The following is a 26,329-nucleotide window of genomic DNA, read 5'->3' as shown; positions in this document are numbered from 1 at the left end:
CGTTTCCCATGAGCACGACCCCGCGCCACATTCCGTTCGGCATCATGCTGCAGGGCCCCGGCAGCCACATGCATGCCTGGAAGCACCCGTCCAACCCGGCCGATGCCAGCGTCAACCTGCAGTTCTACATCGACATCGCGCGCACCGCCGAAGACAACGGCATCGCCTTCGGCTTCGTGGCCGACGGGTTGTATATCAACGAGAAGTCGATCCCGCATTTCCTCAACCGTTTCGAGCCGATCTCGCTGCTGTCGGCGCTCGCTACGGCGACGAAGAAGATCGGCTTGGCCGGTACGCTGTCGACGTCCTACAGCGATCCGTTCACCGTCGCCCGCCAGTTCGCCTCGCTGGATCTGCTCAGCGGCGGCCGCGCCGGCTGGAACGTGGTGACGTCGCCGTTGGAGGGCTCGGGTCGCAATTATGGCCGCCCACATCCCGAGCATGCACTGCGCTACCAGATTGCCGACGAGTACCTGGAGGTGGTGCAGGGGCTGTGGGATTCCTGGGATGACGACGCCTTCGTGCGTGAGCGCGACAGCGGCACCTTCTTCGCACCGGAGAAATTCCGCCGCCTCGAGCACAAGGGCCGCTTCTTCCAGGTGGAAGGTCCGCTCAACATCCAGCGTTCGCCACAGGGCCAGCCGGTGATCTTCCAGGCCGGTTCGTCCGACGACGGCATCGCGCTGGCCGGCAAGTACGCCGATGCGGTGTTCACCCATTCGCCGTCGCTGGAAGAAACCCGCGCGTTCACCCAGAAGGTGAAGAACTCGGCGATCGCGCATGGCCGCAGCGGCAACGACGTGAAGATCTTCCCGGGCATCGGCCCCATCGTTGGCCGTACCGCAGAGGAGGCTGAAGCCAAGTACCAGGCGATCGCCGCACTGGCCACGCTGGAGGATGCACTGGCGTACCTGGGACGCTTCTTCGATCACCACGATTTCAGCCAGTACGATCCGGACGCGCCGTTCCCGGAGCTGGGTGAGATCGGCAGCAACTCGTTCCGTTCCACCACCGATCGCATCAAGCAGGATGCGCGGGAGAAGGGGCTGAGCCTGCGCCAGGTGGCACTGGAAGCCGTGAGTCCACGACCGAACTTCATCGGCACGCCGGAGCACATGGCCGATGAGTTGATCCGCTGGTTCGACGCCGGTGCCAGCGACGGCTTCATCCTCGGATTTGCGGCGCAGCGCGAAGGCCTGGACGATTTCGTGACCCAGGTGCTGCCGATCCTGCAGGCGCGCGGCTACCACCAGCGCGAGCTGGAGGGGCAGACCCTGCGCGAACATCTGGGCCTGCCGTACAAGGCCAGCCGTCATTCGACCGATGCCGAGCCGGCGCGGAAGGCGGGGTAGGGCAATGAGCGGAGAAACTGCGGCAGCACCGGGCCATGTCCGGCGGGATTCCCAAACGACGGGCGTATTGCCCGAGATTGCGGCACGCGCCGAGGCCACCATCGCGATCCGCCATGACCTGCACCGCCACCCGGAGCTGGCCTTCGAGGAGCACCGCACCAGCGCCCGTGTGGCCGAGTTGCTGCAGCAGTGGGGCTATGAGGTGACCACCGGTCTCGGCGGCACCGGCGTGGTCGGCACGTTGCAGCGTGGGCAGGGCGGCCGTCGGCTGGGGCTGCGTGCGGACATCGATGCCTTGCCGATCCACGAAGACTCGGGGCTGGCCTACGCCAGCCAGACCGACGGCCTGATGCATGCCTGCGGCCATGATGGTCACACCGCCATCCTGCTGTCCGCCGCGCATTACCTGGCCCATCACGGCACTATCGACGGCACCTTGCAGCTGGTGTTCCAGCCAGCCGAGGAAACCGGCTCGGGTGCATCGAAGATGATTGCCGACGGCCTGTTCGAGCGCTTCCCGGTGGATGCGATCTATGGGCTGCACAACTGGCCGGGCGTGCCGGTGGGCCACTTCGGCTTCGTCGACGGCCCGGCGATGGCGTCGGTCGACTGGGCGCGGCTGAAGGTGATCGGCAAGGGCGGCCACGGTGCCGAGCCGCAGGGCAGCGTGGACCCGATCCTGGTCGCCGCGCACATCATCACTGCATTGCAGAGTGTGGTGTCGCGCAATGTCGACCCGCGGCAGATGGGCGTGGTCACCGTCGGTTCGATCCATGGTGGGCAGGCCGCCAATGTGATTCCGGACGTGGTCGAGCTGAAGCTGACCGTGCGCGCCTACCTGCCCGAGGTGCGCGACACGCTGCGCCGCCGGGTGACCGGAATTGCCGAGCAGACCGCTGCCGCTTTCGGGGCACGCGCCGAAATCGAGTTCCCGCGTGGCTTCCCCAGCGTGATCAACCACCCGCAGCAGACCGCCTACATCCGCGACGTGGCCGTACAGGGCTTCGGCCACGAACAGGTGGTGCCGGAGTTCGCGCCGCGCACCGCCAGCGAGGACTTCGCTTTCCTGTTGCAAGCACGGCCCGGGAGTTTCGTGTTCGTCGGCAACGGCGACAGCGCACCGTTGCACAGCCCGCGCTATGTGTTCAACGACGCGGCCATCGCACCGGCCGCCAGCCTGTGGGCGCGACTGGCCGAAGACTATCTGGTGAAGGACGTGGCATGAGCAGCAACGAACGCTTCCTCTATACCTCGGTGGATGATCCATTGGCGCGGCCGCTGTTCGATGGCCTGGAGCAGGAGTACGACATCCGTTACGCCGACGTGCGCCGACGCATCGGCGGCAGCGCCCGCGAGGAGCTGCAACGCTATCCGGCGCAGGCCTTCGCGGCGCCGGTAGGCGCGTTCGTGCTGCTGCTGCGCGATGGTGTGGCGATCTCCGGCGGCGCCTTCATGCCGCACCGCGATCCGGACACCGCCGAATTCAAACGTATCTGGACGCTGCCCGGGCTGCGCCGGCAGGGCATCGCGCGTCGCGTGCTTCAGGAACTGGAAGACCAGGCGGCGCGGCAAGGGTACCGGCGGGTGTTCCTGACCACCGGCTTCCGCCAGCCTGAAGCCGTCGGCCTGTACCTCAGCCACGGCTATACCGCGCTGTTCGACCTGCAGGCCGACCCGGAAACCATCGCGCATCTGCCGTTCGAGAAGCATCTACGTGCGCCGGCGCCAGTGCTTTCGCCGTCGCAGACCGTGTTGCACGGAGCCCACGCATGAGCACGCCTTCGACTGCGCTGGATGGCATTGCCGCACCCCCCGCGCCAGCACCGGCGCTGAAGATCGTGCCGGCCCGGCATCCGCTGCAGGTCTTCGGCACGGTGCTGGCACTGGCGCTGATCCTGATCGGGCTGCAATCCGTGCTGGGCAATCCGCGCTGGGGCTGGGGCACGTTCGCCGAGTGGTTCTTCGCACGGCCTGTACTGGAAGGCCTGGGTCGCACGCTGCTGCTGACCGCGCTCGGTACCGGCCTCGGCTTCGCGCTGGGTACCTTGCTGGCGCTGGCCCGCGTGTCCGGCTCGCCGCTGCTGTCGGCGGTGTCGTGGGGCTATGTATGGCTGTTCCGTTCGATCCCGCTGCTGGTGCTGTTGCTGCTGCTGAACAACCTGGGCTACCTGTACAGCACCATCGAGCTGGGCGTGCCGTTCACCGGCATCAGCCTGTTCTCGTACCCGACCACGCAGCTGATCGGCGTGTTCACCGCCGCAGTGCTGGGCCTCACCTTGAATCAGGCCGCGTTCTCGGCCGAAGTGATCCGCGGTGGCATCCTCTCGGTCGACCATGGCCAGTACGAGGCGGCAGCGGCACTTGGCCTGCCGCGTAGCCGCCAGGTGCGCCGCATCATCCTGCCGCAGGCGATGCGTTCGATCCTGCCGGCCGCGTTCAACGATGTGATCGGCCTGGCCAAGAGCACCTCGGTGGTCTACGTGCTGGCGCTGCCGGAGCTGTTCTACACCGTGCAGGTGATCTACCGCCGCAATCTGGAAGTGGTGCCGCTGCTGATGGTGGCCACGGTCTGGTACCTGGTGATACTTACCGTGCTGTCGCTGTTGCAGCGGCGCGTGGAGCAACGCTTCGCGCGCGGCCAGCTGCAGCGCGAGCGCTCGGTGTCGCCGGTGTCATCGCCCCCGCGTGTGCAGAGCGAAGCCGCACCGCGCGCAGCAAGCCGCCCACGTATCGCCACCCAGGTTGAAGCGGGCGAGGGCGCGGCGGTGTCGCTGCATGGCGTAGGCAAGGTGTTTGGCGACCAACCGGTGCTGGAAGACGTGAACCTGGACCTGCGCGCCGGCAGCGTGACCGTGCTGATCGGCCCTTCGGGCGCCGGCAAGTCCACGCTGCTGCGGCTGATCAACCACCTGGAACGCGCCGACGGCGGTTACGTGACTGTCGGCGGCCAGCTGATCGGCTACCGCCGCGAGGGCGACACCCTGTACGAGCTGCCCGAGCGCGAGATCCGACGCCGCCGTGCGGAAGTGGGCATGGTGTTCCAGGGCTTCAACCTGTTCCCGCACCTGACCGCGCTGGAGAACATCATCGAGGCACCGATCGCGGTGCGTGGCGTGCCGCGCGCGCAGGCCGAGCAGCAGGCGCGCACGCTGCTGGAACGGGTCGGCCTGGCCGACAAGGCCGATGCCTTCCCGCGCCAGCTGTCCGGTGGCCAGCAGCAGCGCATCGCAATTGCCCGCGCGCTGGGGCTGCAGCCCAAGGTGCTGCTGTTCGACGAACCGACGTCGGCGCTGGACCCGGAACTGGTGGCCGAGGTGCTGAGCGTGATCGAGGAGCTGGCCCGCTCCGGCACCACGCTGGTGATCGTCACCCATGAGCTGAGCTTCGCCCGCCGCGTGGCCGACCACGTGGTGATGATGGACCAGGGCCGGGTGATCGAGCAGGGCACGCCCGAGGTGCTGTTCGAACGCCCGCGCCAGCAGCGCACCGCCGATTTCCTGGCCAAGACCCTGTAACCGAGAAAGGAACACCATGAGCCCTGCAGCACCGCGTCGTCCCTCACGCAGCACCCTGTTGATCGTGGGCGTGCTGGTCATCGGCATCACCGGTATCGTCTATTCGCGCGTGCGGCAGGCACCGGATGCCGGCACCGTGGCCGCGACCAGCCTGGCCGGTGCGAACACGGCGGTGTTGAAAGGCACGTTCGATCCAGAGGCGCAGTCATTGATCCCCAAGGGGTATCGCTTCGTCACGCCCGGGTCCTTCACCGTGGCCACCCATCCAGGGCAGCTGCCGCTGGCCGACTACGGGGCCGACAGCAAGGACGTTGTGGGCATCGAGCCCGACATCGCGCGCCTGATCGCCGATGCGCTGGGCCTGAAGCTGGTGATCGTGCCGGTGGCCTGGGCCGACTGGCCGCTGGGTCTGGAATCAGGCAAGTACGATGCGGTGCTGTCGAACGTGACGGTTACCGAAGAGCGCAAGAAGAAGTTCGATTTCTCCAGCTACCGTTTCGACCTGCTGGGCATCTACACGCGCGCAGACGGGCCGATCCAGAAGATCGAGAAGCCGGCCGATGTGGCCGGGCTGAAGGTGGTGGTGGGTGCCAGCACCAACCAGGACCAGATCCTGCGGCAGTGGGACCAGCAGAACATCGCGGCGGGATTGAAACCGGTGGAGTACCAGTACTTCGATGACGCCGTGGTCGGGCGGCTGGCGGTGATCACCGGCCGCGCCGATGTGTCGTTCGAGCCCAACGCCACCGGCGCCTATTCCGCACGCGACGGTAAGGTGCGGCGCGTCGGCCTGTTCCCCGGTGGCTGGCCGAACGCTGCGGCGATCTCGGTGACCACGCGCAAGGGCAGCGGCCTGGCTGATGCAGTGACGCAGGCGCTGAACACCCAGATCGCCAGTGGCACCTACGCGCAGGCGCTGAAACGGTGGAACGTGGCCGAGGAAGCCGTGCCGCAGTCGCAGACCAACCCGCCGGGATTGCCGACGTTGCAATGACACCGGGCGTGGCCCGGCGCGACCTCCGCTTTTGTAGAGCCGAGCCATGCTCGGCTGCTTTACCAACGCGCCTCCAGCGTTCTGAACGGTTTCGCCAGGCGCACGCCCTCGGCGTCGAAGTCGGAAACGCTGCGTCCGTCCACACGCACCGTCTTCGGCATCGTGCGCGCCGGCCACCAGACTTTCACCGCCGTTCCGCCGCGCAGCCCTTTGCCAAGCCCCACCGTCAGCACCCCGTCGCGCTGCCGCGCCTGCATCTGCAACGTGCCATACGCCGTCGGCAGGCGTTCCACCGCCAATCCATCCCCCGCCACCCACGAGGGCGGTGTGCCCGGCAGCAGCGAGAGCGCATCATCGTCTTCGCGCATCAGCATGCCGAACAGGGTGCGGCCGTATTCGGCGCCGATCCAGGTATGCGGCATGTCGCCGAGGTAGCGCGGGAAGCGCAGCCGTGAATGCACTACTTCGGCCAGCACCTGCCATTCAAGCGGGCGCCGGTCATGAAGCAGGCCCTGCAGCAGCTCGTCAGCCACGTCTGGCTGGCCCAGGTGCACATAGCTCAGCACGTTGCGGATCTCGTACGGCGTGTAGGCATACAGCGCACCGGGCTGGCTGCGCTTGCGCACGTCTTCCAGGTAGCGGGCGAAGGTGGTCCGCAACGCATCTGCCGGCAACACGCTCTGCGCGCCGGTCGGGTCCAGGGCGATCGACACGCCGGTGGGGTCACCATCGCCAAGATCGGCCGATGACGGAATGAAGTCGATGCCCTTCCACGCCATCGTTGCGCGGATCGAGGCACGCAATGCGTCGTACAGCGCTTTGTACTGCTCGCGCGCCCAACGGGCGGTTTCGTGGTCGCCCAGCGCCTCGGCCAGCCACGCGCCGTCGTGCCACCCCTTCAGGCCCCAGTAGTCATCCCAATAGCTGTGGGTGGGTGATGGATAGCCCTCATGGCTGATCGATGGTGCAAGGATGCCCGCAAAGCGTTCCGGGGCAGGCTGGTCAGCCTTGTAACCGGGCACCAGCGTGCGCTCGCGCAGTTCCTGCAGGAAGTGCAGCGCGGCCTTCACCTTCGGCAGGTAGTCACGCACCGACTCGGGTCCGCCATCCAGCCGTGCAACGTCGGCGACCAGCGCCACGTACTGGCCCTGGCTGTCGTACTCGATGTCCGAACCGAAGCCGGTGTTGACGCTGCCATCGTCATTGAGGATCGGCGAGACCAGGCCGTTGGCATGTACGCCGTGTTCGCTGTACCAGGCCAGGTAGTCGCGCGCGACCTTGGCCTCGCCCATGCGCAGCAGCACGGCCGAGGTGGCCATGCCGTCGCGGATGAAGGAGCGGTTGTAGTTGCGCGGGCCGGGCTGCATCGCCGGGCCGGTCTGGTTGATCAGCATGTAGGCGGCCTGCGCGCGCAGCATGTCCACCAGTGATGGGTCGGGCAGGCGCAGGCCGACCTGGCCCAGCCGTGCCTGCCAGTCCGCGGACGCCTGCGTGGCCAGTGAATCGAACGCCGCATTGGCATCGCGGGGAAGCGTGGCCAGATCCAGCGCAGGCGCTTCGGGCAGCACGCCATTGGCATCCGCGGCGGCGGTGCCCAACGGGAACGCGACCACGATGGCATCGCTGGTTCCCGGCGCCAACGAGGCGCGGTAGTCCAACGCAGCCGAGGCAAGACCCTGGTCATCACGTGCCTGTTGCGCGGAAGGCAGTTGGCCGGCAGCGATGTCCGCGGTGATTTCCGTGGCGCCATCCCTGCCGAACGGCGCCGCGCCGGACGCAGCCACTGGCGTGAGCGAGTGCAGCAGCGTGCGGCCATTGATGCGCACGGATTGCCTGTCGATGGCCACATCGCGGATCGGCGACAGCCCGCCGTTCTGCCATGGCGGGTTCATCTGCATCGGGCGCACGACCAGGCTGAGCGTGCCGTCGATCCGGGTTTTTCCGGTGTTGTGCAGGCGATGACGCAGGAACGTTACCGGCTGGCCGTTGCGCTCGATGGCGAATACCTCGCTGCGCAACTCCAGCCCGGGCTGCGGTGACCACGTAGCGGAGGGCATCGGCTTCCAGCCATCCCGCAGCGCGTGCTGTATCGGCTGTCCTGCCGCGCCAGCGGCGCGACCGTCAGCACTTCGCCAGATCGGCTGCACCAGTGGCGCGCCCTTGAAGGCTTCCAGATTGCCGTATTCGTCGAAGATCGACTTCTGCCGGCCCGCATGCACGCCCACTGCGGTCCAATAGGTCTGCTGCATCTGCAACGACGCCGGGAACAACGCGCGCTGCGCGCCGCTGGCAGCGATCTGGTAGCGCTTCATCGGCGTCATCACGGCCTTCGGGCCGAGCAGGCGCAGGCGCGCGATCTGCGGTGCAGCGCCGTCCACGCTCAGGCGGAATGTACGTAACGGTTGTGCTGCAGTGGCGGCCAGCCAGCTTTGTCGATGATTGGCCGCTTGTGCATCGTGTGCGAGGTCCTGCCAACGGCCCTGTGCATCCTGCACCTGCAGTCGCGCGGCGCCGCGCGCGCCATCGGCCCAGTCGACGACCAGGCCAGCCGTTGATTGGGCCCGCGGCAGCGTGATCTCGAACGTATGGGATCCATTTGCCCCGGCCGGCATCGCGACGGTGCCGCCCCCTTGCCACAGCGCCGCTGCCTGCGTTGCATCGATACCGCTGATGCGTGCGCTGAGCGTGCTGTCCAGTGGCTCCATCTCGAAGATCGACACGCCCCAATCGGAGGTGCGCTGCGGGCTGGCCAGCCGCAGGTAGCGTGCCTGCCGCGGCGCGAAGTACAGCGTTTCCACGTCGCCCAGCGAATCGGCCATCGTGTACGCGGTCTGCCACTGCGTGCCATCCAGCGAGGTCTGCAGTGAATAGCCTTCCGGATTGGAGACATCCCAGGTAAGGCGCGCACCGGCCAGCAGGGTGGGCGCGCCCAGATCGATCTGGAACCAGTGGCCGGGGCTGAAGGCGCCGCCGGTCACGGTCTTCGGGTCGCCGTCGATCAGGTGGCCGATCGCCATCGCCGGTACCTGCTGCGAGGAACTGCTGGCCTGCCATTGGTTGCGCGGGGGGAGGGTCTGTGCCTGTGCGTTGGAGGCCAGGGCGGCCAACAGCAGGGCGGCGGCAGATCGCCATGGGATAGCTGAGCGGGAGACCTTGGAGCGTTCGGCGCGCAACGTCATTACAGACAGCCTCGCAGGTTCGACCGGAATCGGGCGAGCGCTACGCTAGCAAGGGATGTAATCGGTTACATGACGCACTGCAGCGCCGCAGGCCGCTTCCGTGGTTGACGCAGCCGAGCATGGCTCGGCTCTACATGGCTTCCGGCAGGTCAAACGGCATCCCCCGCTAAAGCTCCACCGTCTCCCACCATCGCGTACCCGCCTGCGGCGCCTGCATGTCCAGTGCTTCGCCCATCATCGGCGTGGCCACCGGCACGTTCTTTGCGGCCGCCAATGCCGTGATGCGCTCGAACGGCTGCTGCCATGCGTGCAGGGCCAGGTCGAAGGTGCCGTTGTGGATCGGCAGCAGCCACTTTCCGCGCAGGTCCAGGTGCGCCTGCAGGGTCTGTTCCGGCTGCATGTGCACGAACGCCCAGCGCGGATCGTAGGCGCCGGTCTCGATCATGGTCAGGTCGAACGGTCCGTACTTCTCGCCGATGGCCTTGAAGCCATCGAAGTAGCCGGTGTCGCCGCTGAAGAAGATGCGGAAGTCGCCGTCCTGGATCACCCATGACGCCCACAGGCTGCGGTCGCTGTCACCCAGCCCGCGGCCGGAGAAGTGCTGGCCCGGGGTCGCGGTCAAGCGCAGGCCACTGGCTTCAGTCGACTGCCACCAGTCCAGCTGTTCCACCTTGCTGGCGTCCACACCCCATGCAATCAGCTGGTCGCCGACGCCGAGCGGTGCGATGAAGCGCGCGGTCTTGCCGGCCAGCTGCATTACCGCGGCATGGTCGAGATGGTCATAGTGGTTGTGCGAGAGGATCACGCCGGCGATGGGCGGCAGTTCGTCGATGCTGATCGGCGGTGCGTGGAAGCGCGCCGGCCCCATCCACTGCACCGGTGAGGCGCGCTCGGAGAACACCGGGTCGGTCAGCCAGTACTGGTCACGCAGCTTCAGCAGGATCGTGGAGTGCCCAAGCCGGAACAGGCTGCGATCCGGGGCAGCATCCAGGGAGGCGCGGTCCAGCGGCTTCACCGGAATCGGGTGGGCGGGCACGGTGCCCTTGGGCTTGTTGAACAGGAACGTCCACCAGATCTCCGCACCGTCGCGCAGGCCCATCGCCGGACGGGGCAGGGCATTGCGGAACTTGCCGTCGCGGTACTGCGGCGAATCGGGGAAGTCGGGGAGGGACCAGGACTTGCAGAAGGTGTAGGCGGTCACGGCGAGGATTCCAAGCAGGAGGACAAGGAGCAGGCGCTTCATGGGTGACGTCCGCTGGGTACACTGCACAGTGTAGTTTCGCATTTTTCAAAAGTACACTGCTGGGTGTAAAATGGTGGCATCCGTTCAGCTATCCGGTTCCTGCCATGCCCCGTGCCCCACAACGCCTGACCGACCGCAAACGCGAGGCCATCGTGCGCGCGGCGGTGGAGGAGTTCCGTGCATCGGGCTACGAGGCGACCAGCATGGACCGCATCGCCGAGGTGGCCGGGGTCTCCAAGCGCACCGTCTACAACCACTTCCCGAGCAAGGAAGCGCTGTTTTCGATGATCCTGGAGGAGCTGTGGGAACGCAGCGTGGCCAGCGACGCACTGCCGTATCGCGCGGACCAGCCGTTGCAGGCGCAGCTGCTGCAGTTGCTGGGCCAGAAGCTGGAACTGCTCAGCGATGCCAACTTCATCGACCTGGCACGGGTGGCGATGGCCGAGGTCATCCACTCGCCGGAGCGGGCGCAGGCCATCGTCTGCCGCATGGGCGAGAAGGAAAGTGGCGAGAGTGCGTGGATCCGCGCAGCGATCGCCGATGGCCGGTTGCGAGAGGTTGATCCGGAATTCGCCGGCCACCAGCTGCATGGGCTGGTGAAGAGCTTTGCGTTCTGGCCGCAGGTGACGATGGGGCAGCCACCGTTGACCGCGCAGGAACGCGCACGCGTCGCCGAATCGGCGGTGGCCATGTTCCTGGGTTTCTACGCGGTCTAGCTGGCGGCGAAGCGACGGAACTCGTCGGCCGGCAGTGCGGCCGAGTACAGATAGCCCTGGCCGACATCCACGCCCAGCGCGCGCAGGTGCTGTTCCTGCGCCAGGGTTTCGGTCCCCTCGGCCACCACGATCGCGCCGCAGCGGTGCGCGACTTCGACGATGAAGCGAACGATCGACTGCGACTTGGCGTCGGACAGCGTGGCGATCAACGCCTGCTCGATCTTGACCTCGGCGATGGCCAGCTGCGAAAGCAGGATCAGGGTCGAGTAGCCCGCGCCGAAATCATCCAGCGACAGGGTGACTCCGGCCGCCAGCAGCTGTGCGATGTTGGCATCGACCAGGTCACGCTCGACGATCTCGGTCCACTCGACGATTTCCAGCCGCAGCATCGCGCCGGGGATGTCGTGCAGCTGCAGCAGTTCCTGCAGGCGCAGGCCGAAGTCGGGCAGGCGCAGGGATTCGGCTGACACATTGACTGCGATGGTCAGCGCCGCGCCGTCCTGCCGGCAGTGCTGCAGGAAGTGCACCGCCGACTGCAGCGTGGCCCATTCCAGGTCTGCCAGCCGGCCCTGCCGGCGCAGCAGCGAGATCACCCGCATCGGTGCAATCGGCCGGCCTTCGCCATCGCGCATGCGCAGCAGCGCTTCGGCGCCGACCAGCTGGCGGTCCTGCAGGCGATGCTTGGGCTGGTAGCACAGCGGTGCGTCGCCCTGCTGCAGCCAGCGTTCGAGGGCGACTTCGATCAGGGCGTCGATCTCGCCGTCGCGCTGGATCGGGTCGTCGAAGAACACGACGCCGGATTCGATCGCGCTCAGTGCCACGGTGATCGCGCGGAACGGAAGATGTCCTTCGTCGGCATCAACGGGGGGCTTCAATTCAACCACCGCACAGCGGAACAGCGGCCGGAAGCCAGGCCAATCGCGGCCGACCCGATCGGCCAGGTTGCTGGCCAGCTCGGTGATCTGCGGTTGTATGCGCAGTTCGGACAAGGTCATGCCGCGCACCAGGATCGCCAGCGCGGCATCACCGAACTGGTAGACCTCCACGTCGTCCACCGCCAGCGATGGCAGCAACCGGTGGACGTCGGCCGGTGTATCGCGCTGCCACAGGCCGTTGTCCTGCAATGGCCCGTAGCGCAGGCGCAGATCGCGCAGGTTGCCCATCTCGGCCACGATCAGGCAGGCCTTGCCGATGCCGTCGTTGTCGCGCCAGTACCGCTGCAGGCGTTCACCGAGCGCACGCATGTTGGGCAGGCCGCTGATCGGATCGATGCGCAGCCACGCCTGTTCGCGCTGGCGCTGCGCATCGATCTGGGCATCGTTGTAGACCAGTGCGAACACTGCGCCGAGTACCAGCAGCGAGACCGGCAGTGCCAGCACACGCTGGATCGCCAGTTCGGCCACCGGTAGTTGATCGGCCCCAATGATCGCCACACCCAGCGCCAGGCCCAGGGCGGTCATCCCGATACGCACGGACCACGCCTGCAGGATCGTGCGTGGCGAGAGTTCGTTGAGCATGCGCGGGTGCAGGCGCCTGCGCAGCCAGACGCCGGCCACCATCTGCAACACGGCCTCGAGGCTGGCAGGCAGGAAGAACTGGGTGCCGACGAACTGGTAGCGGGCGAGCAGGGCGGCGGCCAGGCAGGCCAAGCCGCCGCGCCAGCCACCGAGCAGGCCACTGACCAGCAGGATGTCGAAGCCGAGGTGCAGCTTGACCACACCCTGGGTGTAACGGGCCACGAACCAGGAATTGAACAGGTAGATCAGGCCCAGCGCTATGCCGACATACAGGCGCCGTCCTTCAATGGCGTGCCCGGCGCGACGGGTGGCGATCAGCAGCACGCCGATCATGCCGATCACCGCCGTGGCCTGCAGCAGGTACAGCGGCAGGCTGGGCAGGGCGCTGTCCAGGACCTGGGCCGAGACCCGTGAAAGCGCATCCATAGCAGGTTCCCGCCTGTGACCGACGGCCAGTGACGAGCAGGGTAAACCACAGGCGCCTGTGCGGCCACCAAGGGGCAGGCCAAGGTCCCTGCGGTCAGTAGCGCGGGTCGGCGATGGCGGGCAGCACCAGTTCGCGCACGAAGGAGGACGGTGACAGCTGCAGCAGGGCGCGTACCATCGCCACGACATCATGGACCGGCACCAGTGCGCCGTCGCCGCGCGCTGCGGCGTCCGCTACCGGCACTGACAGTGCATCGTCGGTGTTGAGGTAGCCCAGCTGCAGACTGGTTACCGCCAGGCGCCGATCCCGGAAGCCTTCGCGCAGCGCATCGGCGATGCCGTTGAGCGCGAACTTGGATGCGCCGAACGCCACTTCCGGGCGGCCGCTGCGCGGCAGCGCCGAGGTCGAGCCGGTCAGCACCAGCTGTGGACGTGCTGCGCCCAGTACCCTTGGCAGCAGGCGCCGCAGCAGCACCAGGGTGGCGGTGATGTTGACGTCGACCAGCTGGGCAAGCGCGGCATCGCTTTCGTCGAGGAAGGCGTACTCGTCGCTGAAGGCCGTCTCTTCCCAGATGCCAGGTTGTGGATGAGCACATCCAGATCGGCCGGCGCCTGCGCTGCGATGTGATTGGCAGCAAGGGTGGGCTGGGACAGATCCGCTTCGATCCACTGCAGGGTGACGCCCTCGGGGCATTCGAGGTCGTGCGGGCGGCTGCGCGAAACGCCGATGACGGTGTCGCCCGCACTGCACAGGCCTTCGACGAACGCTCGACCGAGGCCCCTGCTGGCGCCGATGACCATCAATTTCATGTGGCTTCCTTGTTGTGCTGCGGCGGCCTCAGTCGGCCGCCAGAATGGTGTCCCAATCGGCGAACGCGCGCAGGCCGCTGCGTCCGGCGGTGATGATCGAGGCGGTGTTGTCGAGCTGGCAACGGTATTGCGGCTGCAGCCCGGACGCCCGCGCGGACACGGCCATGGCGTGTACCAGCTGTCGCGCGTGACCGCGACCGCGGGCCTCGGGCAGGGTCAGTACGCCCATATCGGCGAAGGCTGGATCCAGGCTCCAGGGGTACATGCTTCCCGCAGCGACCAGGCGCTCGCCGTCGAAGGCACCGAACACCTGCCAGTGATCCAGCTCGACCCATGCGGCATCGAGATCGTCCTCGCTGGCGGTGGCCTGGAACGCGTTGAACGCTGCCGCGTCGGTCGCGCCGAGGCGGCGGATATGTGGTGGGGCAGGGTGTTCGGCGAGGGCGGCGAGTGTTGCGGTGGGGAAGTAGAAGACACGATCCGCGCCGTGCATATGCTGGCCGAGCTGCTGCAAGCGCTGTTGCAGCTGCGCCAGTGTCCAGTGCGGTTGCGCACGCAGTTGCAGGCGAGCGGCCAGGGCAGGACGCAACAGCGCTCGGGCGGGGCCCGCGACCGGCTGTAACAGCATGCGGTCCTCACCCTCATCGACATCATCGCTGCACGCCAGGTGCAGCTGCGGCCCCTGCTGCAACGTGCGCTGGCCGGCGAACACGCGCTGCCAGGCAGCATCGATCAACGGGGAAATCGCATCATCCATGACAAACGGTTCGCTCAGTGTCGGGGCAGTTCAACCTGCAGGCCTGCGGCCTTCCATTCGGGATAGCCGGCGGCCAGTCGCTGCGCGCTGAGGCCGGCTTCGCGCAGCATCATCACTGCATCGTTGGACAGCACGCAGTAGGGCCCGCGGCAGTACGCGACAATGTGGACGGCGCGCGGCAGTTCGTCCATCCGCGCGTGCAGTTCAGTTGCGGGAATGTTCAGCGCGCCGGGCAGGTGGCCCAGATCGAATTCCTCGCGCGGCCGCACGTCCAGCAGTACCACGCTGTCGCGTTGCTCCAGCAGCTGCTCGACGGTCAGCCCTTCCAGTGCATCGCGGCGCTGCAGGCTGTCGGTGAGGACGCCCTGCATTTCGCTGCGCTGGTGGTCGGCATAGTCGCGCAGCGCGGCCAGCAGGTTGGCCAGTGGGCCGTCAGCGCTGCGGTAGAGGATGCGCTTGCCGTCACGGCGGGTCTGCGCCAGGCCGGCACGACGCAGCTGCTGCAGGTGCTGGGACGTATTGGCCACCGACAGGCCGCTCAGTTCGGCCAGGCGCTCGACCGCACGCTCGCCTTGGGCGATGTGCTCCAGCAGGGCCAGGCGGTGCGGGTGGCCCAGGGTGCGGGCGATCTCGGCCAGCGCTTCCAGCGGGGACGGCGGCAGCTCGGTTGCAGCGTTCATGCCGGGCACGCTAGCATCGCTCTATCATTCAAGCAAATAATTGAAGGTTGGCGGGATGAGTGGCTGGGCGACGACATTGGTGATCGATGCGGTAGTGATCGGCGTCGGCGCGACCGCGCTGATGGATCTGTGGGCGTTGCTGCAGCGCAGGCTGCTCGGCATTCCGTCGCTGGATTTTGCGATGGTCGGCCGCTGGCTCGGCCACCTGCGGCGTGGGCGCTTGCGCCATGAGGGCATTGGTCGTTCGCTGCCGGTGGCCGGCGAGCGCGCGCTGGGCTGGACCGCGCATTACGTGATCGGTGTGGTCTTCGCCGTGTTGTTGCTGGCCGTGGTCGGGAACGGTTGGGTGCAGGCACCGACCCTGTGGCCGGCGCTGGCCTTCGGCGTTCTCAGCGTTGCCGCGCCGTTCTTCATCCTGCAGCCGGGCATGGGCGCCGGCATTGCCGCTTCGAAGACCCCGGCGCCTGGCAAGGCGCGGCTGCGCAGCCTGGTGGCACACAGCGTGTTCGGCGCAGGCATGTACCTTTCCGCGCTGCTGTTGGCCGGGGTCCGTGCAGGATGAGCGAGAATCCGTAGGGTCACCGGCAACAGGAACATCCCGCCATGGAAGCACCCGATCCCTTCACTGATGGCATGCCGCTGCCGTGGGCGTGGCGGGAAACATTGGCCGATGCGCGAATCGAGCGACAGTCGATCGGCGTATCGCGTGCGGACGTTGCCCGCGTGCATCGTCCGGGGCAGGCCGATGCCTTCCTGAAATCGGAAGTGATAGACACCTTCAGTGAGTTGGGCGATGAGATCGCGCGCCTGCGCTGGCTGCAGGCGCAGGGCCAGCCGGCGCCAACGGTAATTGCCACCGCCGAAGAAGCGGGCCGGCGCTGGTTGCTGATGAGCGCGCTGCCCGGCCGCGACTTGGCCTCGTCGCCTGAGCTTCCGCCCCAGCGCCTGGTGGAACTGCTGGCCGATGCGCTGCGGGGCCTGCATGCCATACCGGTGGCGGCCTGTCCGTTCGACCAGCGGCTGGCCTCGCGCCTGCAGGCCGCGCAGGAACGGGTCGAGGCGGGCCTGGTCGACGCCGATGACTTCGATGACGAGCGCCTGGGGCAGAGCGCACAGCAGGTGTTCGCCGAACTGCGCGCTACCCGGCCCGATCACGAGGATCTGGTGGTCAGCCACGGCGACGCCTGCCTGCCGAACCTTTTGGCAGCCGAAGGCCGTTTCAGCGGTTTCATCGACTGTGGCCGGCTGGGTGTGGCCGATCGCTACCAGGATCTGGCGCTCGCCGCGCGCAGCCTGGTCCACAACTTCGGCGACACGCGCTGGGTCGCGCCGCTGTTCCGGCGCTATGGCGTTGTGCCCGACGAACGGCGGCTGGCGTTCTACCGTCTTCTCGACGAGTTCTTCTGAAACCGCACAGGGCAGCGTAGGGCAGGGCTGAACGGCGCCCTGCCAGCGGATGCGCGCGCCTTAAAAATGGACGAACGTTCGTTCACTATTTGTGGCATGAACCGAACCGACCGCAACGGGCAACGCATCGCGCAGATCCTGCAGGCCGCCCTGCAGTGTTTCCTCGTGAAGGGCTTCCACCAGACCAGCATGCGTGACATCGCGCAGGCGGCCGGCGTCAGCCTCGGCAATCTCTACAACCACTTCCCGGGCAAGGAGGCGATCATCCTTGCGGTGGCCGTGGCCGAAGGCGAGGAACTGGCACCGTTGCTGCAGCGACTGGCCGCGTCCGATGGCGAGCGCGCACGGGTGCTGGTTTTCCTTCAGGACTTCCACGCACTGTGCCAGCAACCGGAGTGGGCAACGCTCGCCGTCGAAGTGCTGGCCGAGAGCGCACGCAATCCGGCCGTGGCCGAGGCATTTGCGGCCAATCGCAGGCAATTGCAGGCGACGCTGGCCGAAGCCCTGCAGCAGGTGGCACGGCGCGAACGTCGGCGCCCCGTGCTGGCCGCGGCACTGCAGGCACAGGTGCTGCTGGATGCCATCGAAAGCGATGCCCTGCGCCGAGGGCTGGGCGAAGCCGGGGGCACCGATGAGGCATCGCTGGATCTCGGCCTGCTTGCGCTGCTGCTGGGCGCACGCGCATGAGCGCCGTCGACCGGCGACTGCACGGCGTTGATCTGGCGCGTTACCTGGCCTTGGCCGGCATGGTGCTGGTCAACTTCCGCCTGGCGATGGCCGTGCCGGCAGAGGGCGCCGGATGGTTGGCAGGCGTCTTCCACTTTCTGGAAGGCAAGGCTTCGGCGACGTTCGTTACGCTGGCCGGGTTGGGCCTGGTACTGGGCACGCATCGGCAGGGTTGGTGGCCGGCCAGTGTGCAGACCTGGCGGCGCGCACTGTTCCTGCTGGTGCTGGGCCTGCTCAACCTGACGCTGTTCCCGGCCGATATCCTGCATTACTACGCGGTGTATTTCGCGCTGGCCGTGCTGTGGCTGCGGGCCTCGCCGCGGGTGTTGCTGGCCAGCATCGTGGGGATCGCGGCCTGTTCGTTCTGGGCGTTGCTGCACTGGGACTACAGCCAGGGATGGAACTGGCAGACGCTGGAATACGCCGGTCTGTGGCAATGGCCGGGCGCGGCCCGCAACCTGCTGTTCAATGGGTTCCATCCGCTGCTGCCGTGGCTGTGCTTCTTCCTGCTGGGCATGCTGCTGGCGCGGCTGCAACTGTCGCAACCGCGGGTCCAGCGCGCGCTGCTGGTGCTGGGCCTGATGCTGATCGTGGCTGGACATGGCGTGCAGCAGCTTGCGCAGGGGACGCCCTGGCAGGCGTGGCTGGGAACGCAGCCGATGCCACCGGGACCGGCCTACGTACTCACAGGCGCGGGCGCGGCCTGCAGTGTCATTGCAGCCTGCCTGTGGCTGACGCGTGTACGACCGGGTGACTGGCTGGAACCGTTCACCGCGGCCGGGCGCATGACCCTGACCCTGTACGTCGGCCATATCCTGCTGGGCATGGGCACGCTGGAAGGCCTGGGCCTGCTTGATGGCAGCGCGTCGCTCGCGTCGGTGCTGCTGTGGGCATTGTTGTTCCTGATGCTGGCCACGAGCGCAGCGTGGCTGTGGTCCTGGCGGTTCGCGCGGGGCCCATTGGAAGCGGTGATGCGACGCGTCGCCGGCTAGCACTTTGGTCGCGCAGGCACGATGTTGTGACGGACATGTCTGTGTCGCGGCCCGCGCATCTGCGATAGTGGCGGCAGGTAATACTCTCCGCTTGCATCCATGTCATTCGCTTCGGCGCAGCATCTCGGCGAAGTCCTTCAGCAGTCCTATGGCATCACCGCCAATGCCGTGGTGCCACGCCCGGTTGGCGCCGATGCCAACGCCAGTGTGTATCGCATCGATGCACGGCGCGGGCAATGGTGGTTGAAGTGCCGCAGTTACCAGGTTGCCCCTGCCGTCTGGGACACCCTGCATTGGCTGCGCGGCACGCTGGGCATCGAGGAAATCGTCGCGCCCTGGCCGGCCCTGACCGGTGGAGCGTCAGTGCAGCGCTGGGGCCTGCAGTTCACCCTGTTCCCGTATGTGGAAGGCCAGTCCGGCTTCGAGGCGGCGTTGAGCCGCACGCAGTGGCAACGATTGGGCGAGGTGCTGCGGCGCCTGCACGAGGCGTGCCCGCCACCGGCGCTGCAGGAGGCGCTGCCGAGCCTGCGGATGGAAACCGCGGCGCTTGATACGGTCGGGCAATGGCTGGCCGGCGAGGGCCTGGCGGCCGCCAGGGATGGGCTGGGCCGCGCCTTCGTATCCGTCTGGGACCAGCAGCATGCGCGCATCGCGGCGCTGCATGCGCAGGCACTGCAGCTGCACGCGGCGTTGCAGGATGTCCCGGTGCGGCTGCACCTGTGCCACACCGACCTGCATGCCGGCAATCTGCTGATGGGCAATGACGGCAGCCTGCACCTGATCGATTGGGATGGCCTGTCGCTGGCCCCGCGCGAGCGCGACCTGATGTTCATCGGTGGCGCGGTCGGTGGGCGCTGGGGGCGCGAGAACCCGTTGGGATTCGAGGAAGGCTATGGCAGTGACCGCGGCGATCCACGCTGGATCGCCTGGTACCGGCACTGGCGCATCCTGCAGGACCTGATCGAGTTCCAGCAGGTCCTGCTGGGCAGTGATGGAGAGGACCGTTCGCCGCAGCTGCGCCGGCAGTCGCTGCATTTCCTCAGCGAACAGTTCGCACCGGGCAATGTATTCGACGCGGCAGAGCGGGTGTATCGCGCGCTGTAGATCCACGCCATGCGTGCATGGCATTTTCTACGATGAACCCTCACGCTGCGCGATGAGTCGAGCATGGCTCGGCTCTACAGGGGGCCGCGGTGTCTGCGCGGGGTGTGGATCTACTCTGCGGGCTTGGCCGCTGCAGAGGCCGCCGCGCTTGCAGCGCGGCGTGACAGCACGGCTTCGCGGTGGGCGATGTAGGCGTTGGCGGCGAGGATGATGCCGGCACCGATGATCGTCCAGCGGTCCACCGTTTCGTTGAACAGCAGCCAGCCGAACAGCGTTACCAGGGGCAGCTGCAGGAAGCTGATCGGGGTCAGGGCGGAGACTTCGCCCAGCCGTAGCGCGCGGGTCCACAACAGCTGGCCGACGGTGCCGAGCACGCCGGTGGCCAGCAGCCACAGCCAGGCCGACCCGGTTGGCCAGGCCCAGACGAACAGCGCCGGCACCAGCGACAGCGGCACCCAGAACACGTAGGTATAGAGCACCACGGTATCGGCACTGTCGACGCGGGTCAGCTGCTTGATCTGGATCGCCACCAGCGAGCTGAGTACCGCCGCACCCACCGCGACCAAGCTGCCGGCGGTGAAGCCGGCGGTGCCGGGACGCACGATCACCAGCACGCCGATGAAGCCGACCACGACCGCGGCCCAGCGGCGCACGCGCACGGTTTCACCCAGCCACAGCACGGCGGCAATCGTGACGAACAGCGGCGTGGAGTACGACAGCGACACCGCCTGCGCCAACGGCAGGTGGCCCAGTGCCCAGAACGCGCACAGCATCGAGCCCAGGCCAATCGCACTACGCACGAAATAGCGCGGCAGCTGCTGCGTCTTCAGCGGCGCACGGCCCGGCCGCAGCAGCATCGGCAGCAACGCCAGCAGGCCGAAGGCATTGCGGAAGAACGCCACTTCCTGGGTCGGAACGTAGCGTGTGGCATAGCGGATCGCTACCGCCATCAGGCCGAACGCCATCGTACTGCCGAGCATCAACAGCGCCGCCCGCATCGGAGTGGCGCCGGGGGAGAGGGCGAGAGTGTTCACCACTGTGCGCCGAGCAGGCGGGGCTCCGGTTCGATCGGCACGCCGAACTTCTCCAGCACCGAGGCCGAGATGCGGCGCGCCAGCGCCAGCAGTTCAGCGCCGCTGGCATTGCCGTGGTTGACCAGCACCAGCGCGTGGCTGGGAGCCACGCCGGCATCGCCGTCGCGGAAGCCCTTCCAGCCGCAGGATTCGATCATCCAGGCCGCCGAGACCTTGCGCTTGTCGTCCTGCTCGGCCGGGAACACCGGCAGGTCGGGGAAATGCTGCAGCAGCACGTCGACCTGCTCCAGCGGCAGCACCGGGTTCTTGAAGAAGCTGCCGGCATTGCCGAGTACCTCCGGGTCGGGCAGCTTGCGGCGGCGGATCGCGATCACCGCATTGGCCACGTCCACCGCGCCCGGCAGCACCACGCCCTGCGCCTGCAGCTCTTCGCGGATGCCGGCGTAGTCCATGCGCAGATCGTGCAGCAGTGGCAGTTTCAGTTCGATGGCGGTGATCAGGTAGCGATCGGGCTGTTGCTTGAACACGCTGTCGCGGTAGGCGAAACCACACTGTTCGTTATCCAGGCGCACCCAGGCCTGTTCCTGGCAGTCCCAGGCTTCGACCGCCTGGATGAACTCGCCGACCTGCGCGCCATAGGCGCCGATGTTCTGGATCGGTGCGGCACCGGCGGTGCCGGGAATCAGCGCCAGGTTTTCCAGGCCGGACAGGCCTTCCTGCAGCGACCACATCACCAGGCCATGCCAGGGCACGCCGGCGCCGGCGCGGATCACGGCATGGTCGGCGCGGTGTTCAAGGAAACTGATGTCGCGGTTGCCGAACACCAGCACGGTACCGGGCAGGTCCTCGGCGATCAGGACGTTGCTGCCGGCACCCAGCACCAGCAGTGGGCCGTTGGCCACCTCGGGCAGTGCCAGCACCTCCGGCAGCAGCGCGGCATCGTGCAGTTCCAGCAGCTGTTCCGCATTGGCCTGCACGTGGAAGGTGTTCAGTCCCTGCAGCGGCGCATTTTGGGTGAGCGTCCAGCGCAGCGGGGCGTTGCCGTCGATGGTGTCCATGGGCGCGCTCACAGTGGGGCCACCGCGCCGCGGCTGGGCGCTTCGCGGCGGCGACGGATCGCCTCCACGCATTCGGAAACCAGCGCCGGTCCACGGAAGATCAGGCCGCTGTAGCACTGCACCAGCGCGGCACCGGCCGCCATCTTGGCCACGGCATCGGCACCGGACAGGATGCCGCCGACGCCGACCAAGGGCACCGACTCGGGCAGGCGCGAGCGCAGGCGGCGCAGCACCAGCGTGGACTGCTCCAGCACCGGCGCACCGGACAGGCCACCGGCCTCGTTGGCCAGCGGATCGCCGGCCACCTTGCTGTGGTCGATGGTGGTGTTGGTGGCGATCACGCCGTCCACCTGCAGCTCGCCCAGCACGCGGGCGGCGGCATCGATGTCGCGCTCGCTGAGGTCCGGCGCCACCTTCACCAGCATCGGTACGCGGCGGCCGTGGCGGGCCGCGAGCTCTTCCTGGCGGTCACGCAGCTGGCTGACCAGCTGGCGCAGCGCGGTTTCTTCCTGCAGTTCACGCAGGCCGGCGGTGTTGGGCGAGGAAATGTTGACAGTGATGTAGTCGGCCAGCGCGTACACCTTGTCCAGGCAGGCGATGTAATCGTCCACGGCCTGTTCGTTGGGGGTGTCCTTGTTCTTGCCGATGTTGATGCCGAGCAGGCCGCGGCGGTTGCGCGCGCGCTCGACGTTGCGCACCAGTGCGTCCACGCCTGCATTGTTGAAGCCCATGCGGTTGATGATCGCGTTGTGTTCCGGCAGGCGGAACAGGCGCGGCTGCGGATTGCCGGCCTGCGGGCGCGGGGTGATCGTGCCGATTTCGACGAAGCCGAAGCCGAGCGCGAACAATGCATCGATGTGCTCCCCGTTCTTGTCCAGGCCGGCGGCCAGGCCGACCGGGTTGGGGAACGTCAGCCCGAACACCGTGCTGGGCATCGGCGCGATGCGTGCGGCCAGCAGCGGCGTGGTGCCGGTGCGATAGGCCAGGTCCAGTGCGGACAGGCCGAGGCCGTGGGCGCGCTCGGCGTCGAGCGAGAACAGGAAGGGGCGGGCAAGCGAATACATGCGTCGGTTCAGTCCAGCGTGCCGAGGAAGGCTCGGGTTCGATATTCAAAAGCAACCTGGCCGTCGACCGCGTGGGCGGCGAACAGGTGCTGCAGAGCGTCGATCATCGGTGCGTGGCGCGGATGACCGGGTTGAGGGGCGTAGGAGGAGGAGAGCAGGCGCCCGCGCAGGGCGTCGAAGTCCAGGTGCTGCACGTTCGGCAGCTCCACCCTGCCGCGCAGGCCAGCGCCGAACCAGGCCTGCATGGTGGCGTCGTCCTGGTAGCGCTCGGCCACGGCGGTGTAGTCGGTGCCGTAGTCCAGCAGCAGCTGTTCGTACCCGATCAGGAACGGGCTCGCATCGAGCAGGCGAGAATTCCAGTAGATGAGGGCCTGGCCGCCGGGGCGCAGGATGCGCTGCCACTCGGCGCGTACCGCCACGGTGTCGAACCAATGGAAGGCCTGCGCGACGCTGACCAGATCGATGCTGGCATCGTCCAGCGCGGTGGCCTCGGCGCGGCCGTCCACCGCACGGAACTGCGGGTACTGCGGTGCCAGCCATTCTTCGGCCGCGCCCCGCATGGCCGCATTGGGCTCAACCGCGACAACGGGATGGCCGCTGGCCAGGAACAGGCGGCTGGAAATGCCGGTGCCGGCGCCGATGTCAGCCACACGCACCTGCTGGCTGACACCCATCGGGCCGTGCAGCCACTCCAGCAGCGCGGGTGGGTAGTCGGGCCGGTAGCGGACGTAGTCGGCGACGCGGCTGCTGAAGCGTTCAGTGCTGTCGGAGGCGGTCATGGCGTCAGTTCGACACCGCCGCCAGCCACGCCAGGCCGCCGAAGAACAGGATGAAGACCACGATGGCGGCAAGTGCCGCGCCGACCATGACCCAGCCCAGCACCAGGCCGGTAACGGCCAGGCCATCGCCTTCCAGTTCGTGCGGGCGGCGGCGGATTTCGGCGCGGGCCATGTGGCCGGTGATGATGGCGACGATGCTGGCCACGAAGGGCAGGACGGTCCAGCTGGCGATGCCCATGACCAGGCTGACCACGGCCAGGGCGCTTGTCTGTCGGGGTGCCACGCTCATCGGGGTCCTCCTTGGCAGTGTGCACATGATAGTGCCTCTGCCCCGGCAATCCCATGCCCGGCGGATGCGATGGCAGGCGTCGACCCTGGCCGACGAATGGGATTTCGGCCCTGGTAGGCGTCGACCTTGGTCGACGAAAGGCATGCCAACCAGGCTTGGCGGCTACCGAAGTGCCGGTATCAGCCCATCAACACCTGGCCGCCATCCACATTGAGCACGCTACCGGTGACCCAGCGCGCCAGCGGCGAGCACAGGAACAGGGCGGCGTCGGCGATCTCGCGCGGGTGGCCGAAGCGGCCGAACGGAATCTTCGCCAGGGTGCCGTGGTACAGCGCGGGGTCCTCGACGCGGCGACGGTCCCAGAGGCCGTCATCGAACTCGATCGAGCCCGGGGCGATGGCATTGACCCGGATCCGGTCCTTGGCCAGCGCCAGCGCCTGTGACGTGGTGTAGTGCGAAAGCGCCGCTTTGGCCGCAGCATACGGCGCGCCACCGGGGCGCGGCTGCTGCGCGGCAATCGACGACAGATTGAGGATGCAGGCGTCGCTGGAGGCACGCAGCCATGGCAGTGCCAGACGCGAGGCACGCACGGCCGCCATCAGGTCGATCTGCAGGCTGGCCGCCCAGCCGTCCTCGTCGTCGGCCATGCCGTAGCCGGTGGCATTGTTGACCAGTACATCGATACCGCCGAGGGCATCGGCGGCGGCCTGCAGCCAGGCCTGGATCTGGCCGGGATCGGCCAGATCGGTGGAAAACGCGTGCAGTTCGAAGCCCTGCGCCCGTGCATCGGCACGCAGGGCATCCAGGCCGGCCTGGCCGCGGGCGCAGGCCGAGACCTGTGCGCCGGCGCCGGCAAACGCCAGCGCCATTTCACGGCCAATGCCCTTGCTGCCGCCGGCGATGAGCACGCGGCGGCCGCTGAAATCGAGGGTCGGAGCCCCTGCGGGGATCCGACCCCTCGCTGGGGCCAGGTCCCCGGAGGGGCTCTGGCCCACGGACGTGTCTGCGTCGTTTGCCATCACAGGTCGAACTTGATGCCCTGGGCCAGCGGCAGCGAATCCGAATAGTTGATGGTGTTGGTCTGGCGGCGCATGTAGACCTTCCACGCATCCGAACCGGATTCGCGGCCACCGCCGGTGTCCTTCTCGCCACCGAAGGCGCCGCCGATCTCCGCACCGGACGTGCCGATGTTGATGTTGGCGATGCCGCAGTCGCTGCCGGCAGCCGACAGGAACTTCTCGGCAGTCTTCAGGTTCTGGGTGAAGATCGAGGACGACAGGCCCTGCGGCACGCCGTTCTGCATGTCGATGGCTTCATCGAGGGTGTCGTACGGCATCACGTACAGGATCGGCGCGAAGGTCTCGTGCTGGACCACGGCGTCGCTGTTCTTCAGGCCGGAGACGATGGCCGGCAACACGAAGTTGCCCGGGCGGTCGATGCGGCTGCCACCGGTTTCGATGGTGCCGCCGGCCGCCTTGGCCTGGGCGATCGCATCGAGGAACTGCTGCACGGCGCCTTCGCTGTTCAGCGGGCCCATCAGGTTGGCCGCATCGGTCGGGTCGCCGATCTTGCCTTCCACCTGCTTGTAGGCCTTGACCAGGGTGGCCAGCACGTCGGCGTAGATCGAGCGGTGCACGATCAGGCGGCGGGTGGTGGTGCAGCGCTGGCCGGCGGTGCCGACAGCGCCGAACACGATGCCCGGCACGGCCAGCTTCAGGTCGGCGGTTTCGTCCAGGATGATGGCGTTGTTGCCGCCGAGTTCCAGCAGGCAGCGGCCGAGGCGGCGCGCGACCTTCTCGTTGACGGTGCGACCGACCTGGGTCGAGCCGGTGAAGCTGATCAGCGGCACGCGTCGGTCATCGACCATCTTTTCCGACAGCGCGGTGCCGGCATCGTTGATCAGGAAGAAGATGTCCGGGAAGCCGGCTTCGCGCAGGGCGTCGTTGCAGATCTTCAGCGAGGCGATGGCGGTCAGCGGCGTCTTGTTGGACGGCTTCCAGATGCACACGTCGCCACAGATGGCGGCCAGGAACGAGTTCCAGCTCCACACCGCGACCGGGAAGTTGAAGGCCGAGATGATGCCGACCAGGCCCAGCGGGTGGTACTGCTCGTACATGCGGTGGCCGGGGCGCTCGGAATGCATGGTGTAGCCGTACAGCATGCGGCTCTGGCCCACGGCGAAATCGGCGATGTCGATCATCTCCTGCACTTCGCCATCGCCTTCCGGCTTGCTCTTGCCCATTTCCAGCGCAACCAGCGAACCCAGGGCGTCCTTGTGCCTGCGCAGTGCTTCACCGCACAGGCGCACGGCTTCACCGCGGCGCGGGGCCGGCGTGGTGCGCCAGACCTTGAAGGCTTCCTGGGCGCGGGCCACGACGGTCTCGTACTCGGCCTCGGTGGTCGCGCGGACCTGCGCGATCGGCTCGCCGGTGGTCGGGTTGACCGGGGTGATCAGCTCACCGCTGGTCGCGCTCGACCACTCCCCGTTGCCCAGGTACGTGCCAGCGTTGATCGCGTCCAGGCCAAGGGACTTGAGCAGCTCGGAAGACATGCAGACTCCTGTATTTCGTTACGTTGTTTGGCGCCATCGCGGGCAGGTGGGGGACGCGATGAACTGAATCGCCGATGGTAGCAGAGCGCCCCGGCCAGCCATGGTGCAACGCGCCAGCCAGGCCTGGCCGAACATG

23 protein-coding genes and 1 pseudogene are annotated in these 26,329 nt (G+C 67.5%); 11 read left to right on the top strand and 13 right to left on the bottom strand.

Features of this window, described 5'->3' with window-relative positions:
• Nucleotides 1–8 precede the first annotated feature (8 nt).
• From AC5P8F_RS11005 to AC5P8F_RS10985, 5 genes are read left to right on the top strand one after another with little or no spacing between them, the layout of a single operon-like run.
• Nucleotides 9–1,352 (top strand): LLM class flavin-dependent oxidoreductase, encoded by a 1,344-nt coding sequence (locus AC5P8F_RS11005; RefSeq protein ID WP_495228160.1) that lies wholly within the window; start codon nt 9–11, stop codon nt 1,350–1,352.
• 4 nt (nt 1,353–1,356) lie between these two features.
• Nucleotides 1,357–2,577: a M20 aminoacylase family protein gene (locus tag AC5P8F_RS11000; RefSeq protein WP_343229554.1), complete on the top strand. Its 1,221-nt coding sequence runs from the start codon at nt 1,357–1,359 to the stop codon at nt 2,575–2,577.
• The gene (locus AC5P8F_RS10995) at nt 2,574–3,125 is read left to right on the top strand and encodes a GNAT family N-acetyltransferase (RefSeq protein ID WP_478442258.1); all 552 of its coding nucleotides are present in this window, start codon (nt 2,574–2,576) and stop codon (nt 3,123–3,125) included. Before AC5P8F_RS11000 ends, AC5P8F_RS10995 begins: the two co-directional genes overlap by 4 nt.
• Nucleotides 3,122–4,867, top strand: coding sequence for an amino acid ABC transporter permease/ATP-binding protein (locus tag AC5P8F_RS10990; RefSeq protein ID WP_495228158.1), 1,746 nt, complete (start codon nt 3,122–3,124; stop codon nt 4,865–4,867). The genes AC5P8F_RS10995 and AC5P8F_RS10990 overlap by 4 nt, the downstream gene beginning before the upstream one ends.
• Before the next feature lie 16 nt (nt 4,868–4,883).
• Entirely contained in the window at nt 4,884–5,861 is a 978-nt protein-coding gene (locus AC5P8F_RS10985) for an ABC transporter substrate-binding protein (protein WP_014646904.1), read from the top strand.
• Between the two features lie 59 nt (nt 5,862–5,920).
• Here AC5P8F_RS10985 and AC5P8F_RS10980 read toward each other — a convergent pair whose 3' ends face one another.
• Together AC5P8F_RS10980 and AC5P8F_RS10975 are read right to left on the bottom strand one after the other, a co-directional pair.
• Entirely contained in the window at nt 5,921–9,040 is a 3,120-nt protein-coding gene (locus tag AC5P8F_RS10980; protein WP_495228156.1) for a galactose-binding domain-containing protein, read from the bottom strand.
• A gap of 166 nt (nt 9,041–9,206) precedes the next feature.
• Nucleotides 9,207–10,283, bottom strand: coding sequence for an MBL fold metallo-hydrolase (locus tag AC5P8F_RS10975; protein ID WP_495228154.1), 1,077 nt, complete (start codon nt 10,281–10,283; stop codon nt 9,207–9,209).
• Between the two features lie 104 nt (nt 10,284–10,387).
• Here AC5P8F_RS10975 and AC5P8F_RS10970 point away from each other — a divergent pair, with 104 nt between their 5' ends.
• Complete coding sequence (locus tag AC5P8F_RS10970; protein WP_014646907.1) at nt 10,388–10,999, top strand: TetR/AcrR family transcriptional regulator; 612 nt, start codon at nt 10,388–10,390, stop codon at nt 10,997–10,999.
• Here AC5P8F_RS10970 and AC5P8F_RS10965 read toward each other — a convergent pair.
• From AC5P8F_RS10965 to AC5P8F_RS10950, 4 genes and pseudogenes are all read right to left on the bottom strand, one after another.
• Entirely contained in the window at nt 10,996–12,942 is a 1,947-nt protein-coding gene (locus tag AC5P8F_RS10965) for an EAL domain-containing protein (protein ID WP_495228151.1), read from the bottom strand. The genes AC5P8F_RS10970 and AC5P8F_RS10965 overlap by 4 nt on opposite strands.
• A 94-nt stretch (nt 12,943–13,036) precedes the next feature.
• Nucleotides 13,037–13,752, bottom strand: a pseudogene (locus AC5P8F_RS10960) (SDR family NAD(P)-dependent oxidoreductase).
• Nucleotides 13,753–13,780: 28 nt separating this feature from the next.
• On the bottom strand, nt 13,781–14,509 hold the full coding sequence (locus AC5P8F_RS10955; RefSeq protein WP_495228149.1) for a GNAT family N-acetyltransferase: 729 nt from the start codon (nt 14,507–14,509) through the stop codon (nt 13,781–13,783).
• Nucleotides 14,510–14,523: 14 nt separating this feature from the next.
• The gene (locus tag AC5P8F_RS10950) at nt 14,524–15,189 is read right to left on the bottom strand and encodes an ArsR/SmtB family transcription factor (RefSeq protein WP_495228147.1); all 666 of its coding nucleotides are present in this window, start codon (nt 15,187–15,189) and stop codon (nt 14,524–14,526) included.
• 55 nt (nt 15,190–15,244) lie between these two features.
• Here AC5P8F_RS10950 and AC5P8F_RS10945 point away from each other — a divergent pair, with 55 nt between their 5' ends.
• The 5 genes from AC5P8F_RS10945 (at nt 15,245) to AC5P8F_RS10925 (ending at nt 19,418) form a co-directional block, all read left to right on the top strand.
• Nucleotides 15,245–15,751 (top strand): DUF2938 domain-containing protein, encoded by a 507-nt coding sequence (locus AC5P8F_RS10945; RefSeq protein ID WP_049440782.1) that lies wholly within the window; start codon nt 15,245–15,247, stop codon nt 15,749–15,751.
• Nucleotides 15,752–15,792: 41 nt separating this feature from the next.
• Nucleotides 15,793–16,596, top strand: a complete 804-nt coding sequence (locus tag AC5P8F_RS10940; protein WP_495228145.1) for an APH(3')-II family aminoglycoside O-phosphotransferase — start codon at nt 15,793–15,795, stop codon at nt 16,594–16,596.
• A 96-nt stretch (nt 16,597–16,692) separates the two neighbouring features.
• Complete coding sequence (locus AC5P8F_RS10935) at nt 16,693–17,283, top strand: TetR/AcrR family transcriptional regulator (RefSeq protein WP_495228143.1); 591 nt, start codon at nt 16,693–16,695, stop codon at nt 17,281–17,283.
• On the top strand, nt 17,280–18,314 hold the full coding sequence (locus AC5P8F_RS10930) for a DUF418 domain-containing protein (protein ID WP_111206791.1): 1,035 nt from the start codon (nt 17,280–17,282) through the stop codon (nt 18,312–18,314). Before AC5P8F_RS10935 ends, AC5P8F_RS10930 begins: the two co-directional genes overlap by 4 nt.
• Nucleotides 18,315–18,413: 99 nt before the next feature.
• Complete coding sequence (locus tag AC5P8F_RS10925; RefSeq protein WP_032959991.1) at nt 18,414–19,418, top strand: aminoglycoside phosphotransferase family protein; 1,005 nt, start codon at nt 18,414–18,416, stop codon at nt 19,416–19,418.
• Nucleotides 19,419–19,528: 110 nt separating this feature from the next.
• On the opposite strand, the gene AC5P8F_RS10920 is transcribed toward AC5P8F_RS10925, so the two are convergent.
• The 7 genes from AC5P8F_RS10920 to amaB form a co-directional block, all read right to left on the bottom strand.
• Nucleotides 19,529–20,416, bottom strand: coding sequence for a DMT family transporter (locus tag AC5P8F_RS10920; protein ID WP_049406338.1), 888 nt, complete (start codon nt 20,414–20,416; stop codon nt 19,529–19,531).
• A gap of 32 nt (nt 20,417–20,448) precedes the next feature.
• Nucleotides 20,449–21,510: a UDP-N-acetylmuramate dehydrogenase gene (gene murB / locus AC5P8F_RS10915; protein ID WP_014646918.1), complete on the bottom strand. Its 1,062-nt coding sequence runs from the start codon at nt 21,508–21,510 to the stop codon at nt 20,449–20,451.
• Nucleotides 21,511–21,518: 8 nt separating this feature from the next.
• On the bottom strand, nt 21,519–22,574 hold the full coding sequence (locus AC5P8F_RS10910; RefSeq protein WP_032962331.1) for a quinone-dependent dihydroorotate dehydrogenase: 1,056 nt from the start codon (nt 22,572–22,574) through the stop codon (nt 21,519–21,521).
• Between the two features lie 8 nt (nt 22,575–22,582).
• Nucleotides 22,583–23,353: a class I SAM-dependent methyltransferase gene (locus tag AC5P8F_RS10905; RefSeq protein WP_478406458.1), complete on the bottom strand. Its 771-nt coding sequence runs from the start codon at nt 23,351–23,353 to the stop codon at nt 22,583–22,585.
• Between the two features lie 4 nt (nt 23,354–23,357).
• A complete protein-coding gene (locus tag AC5P8F_RS10900; protein WP_014646921.1) occupies nt 23,358–23,642 on the bottom strand; it encodes a DUF4190 domain-containing protein in 285 nt (94 codons plus the stop codon).
• Nucleotides 23,643–23,821: 179 nt separating this feature from the next.
• A complete protein-coding gene (locus tag AC5P8F_RS10895; protein WP_134966140.1) occupies nt 23,822–24,661 on the bottom strand; it encodes an SDR family NAD(P)-dependent oxidoreductase in 840 nt (279 codons plus the stop codon).
• The gene (amaB, locus tag AC5P8F_RS10890) at nt 24,661–26,193 is read right to left on the bottom strand and encodes an L-piperidine-6-carboxylate dehydrogenase (protein WP_014646923.1); all 1,533 of its coding nucleotides are present in this window, start codon (nt 26,191–26,193) and stop codon (nt 24,661–24,663) included. Before amaB ends, AC5P8F_RS10895 begins: the two co-directional genes overlap by 1 nt.
• Nucleotides 26,194–26,329 lie beyond the last annotated feature (136 nt).

It is taken from the genome of Stenotrophomonas sp. YJH_SMC_69 (assembly GCF_059370495.1).
The sequence above is the reverse complement of the archived record's forward strand: the minus strand, read 5'-3'. Positions and strand labels throughout refer to the sequence as shown.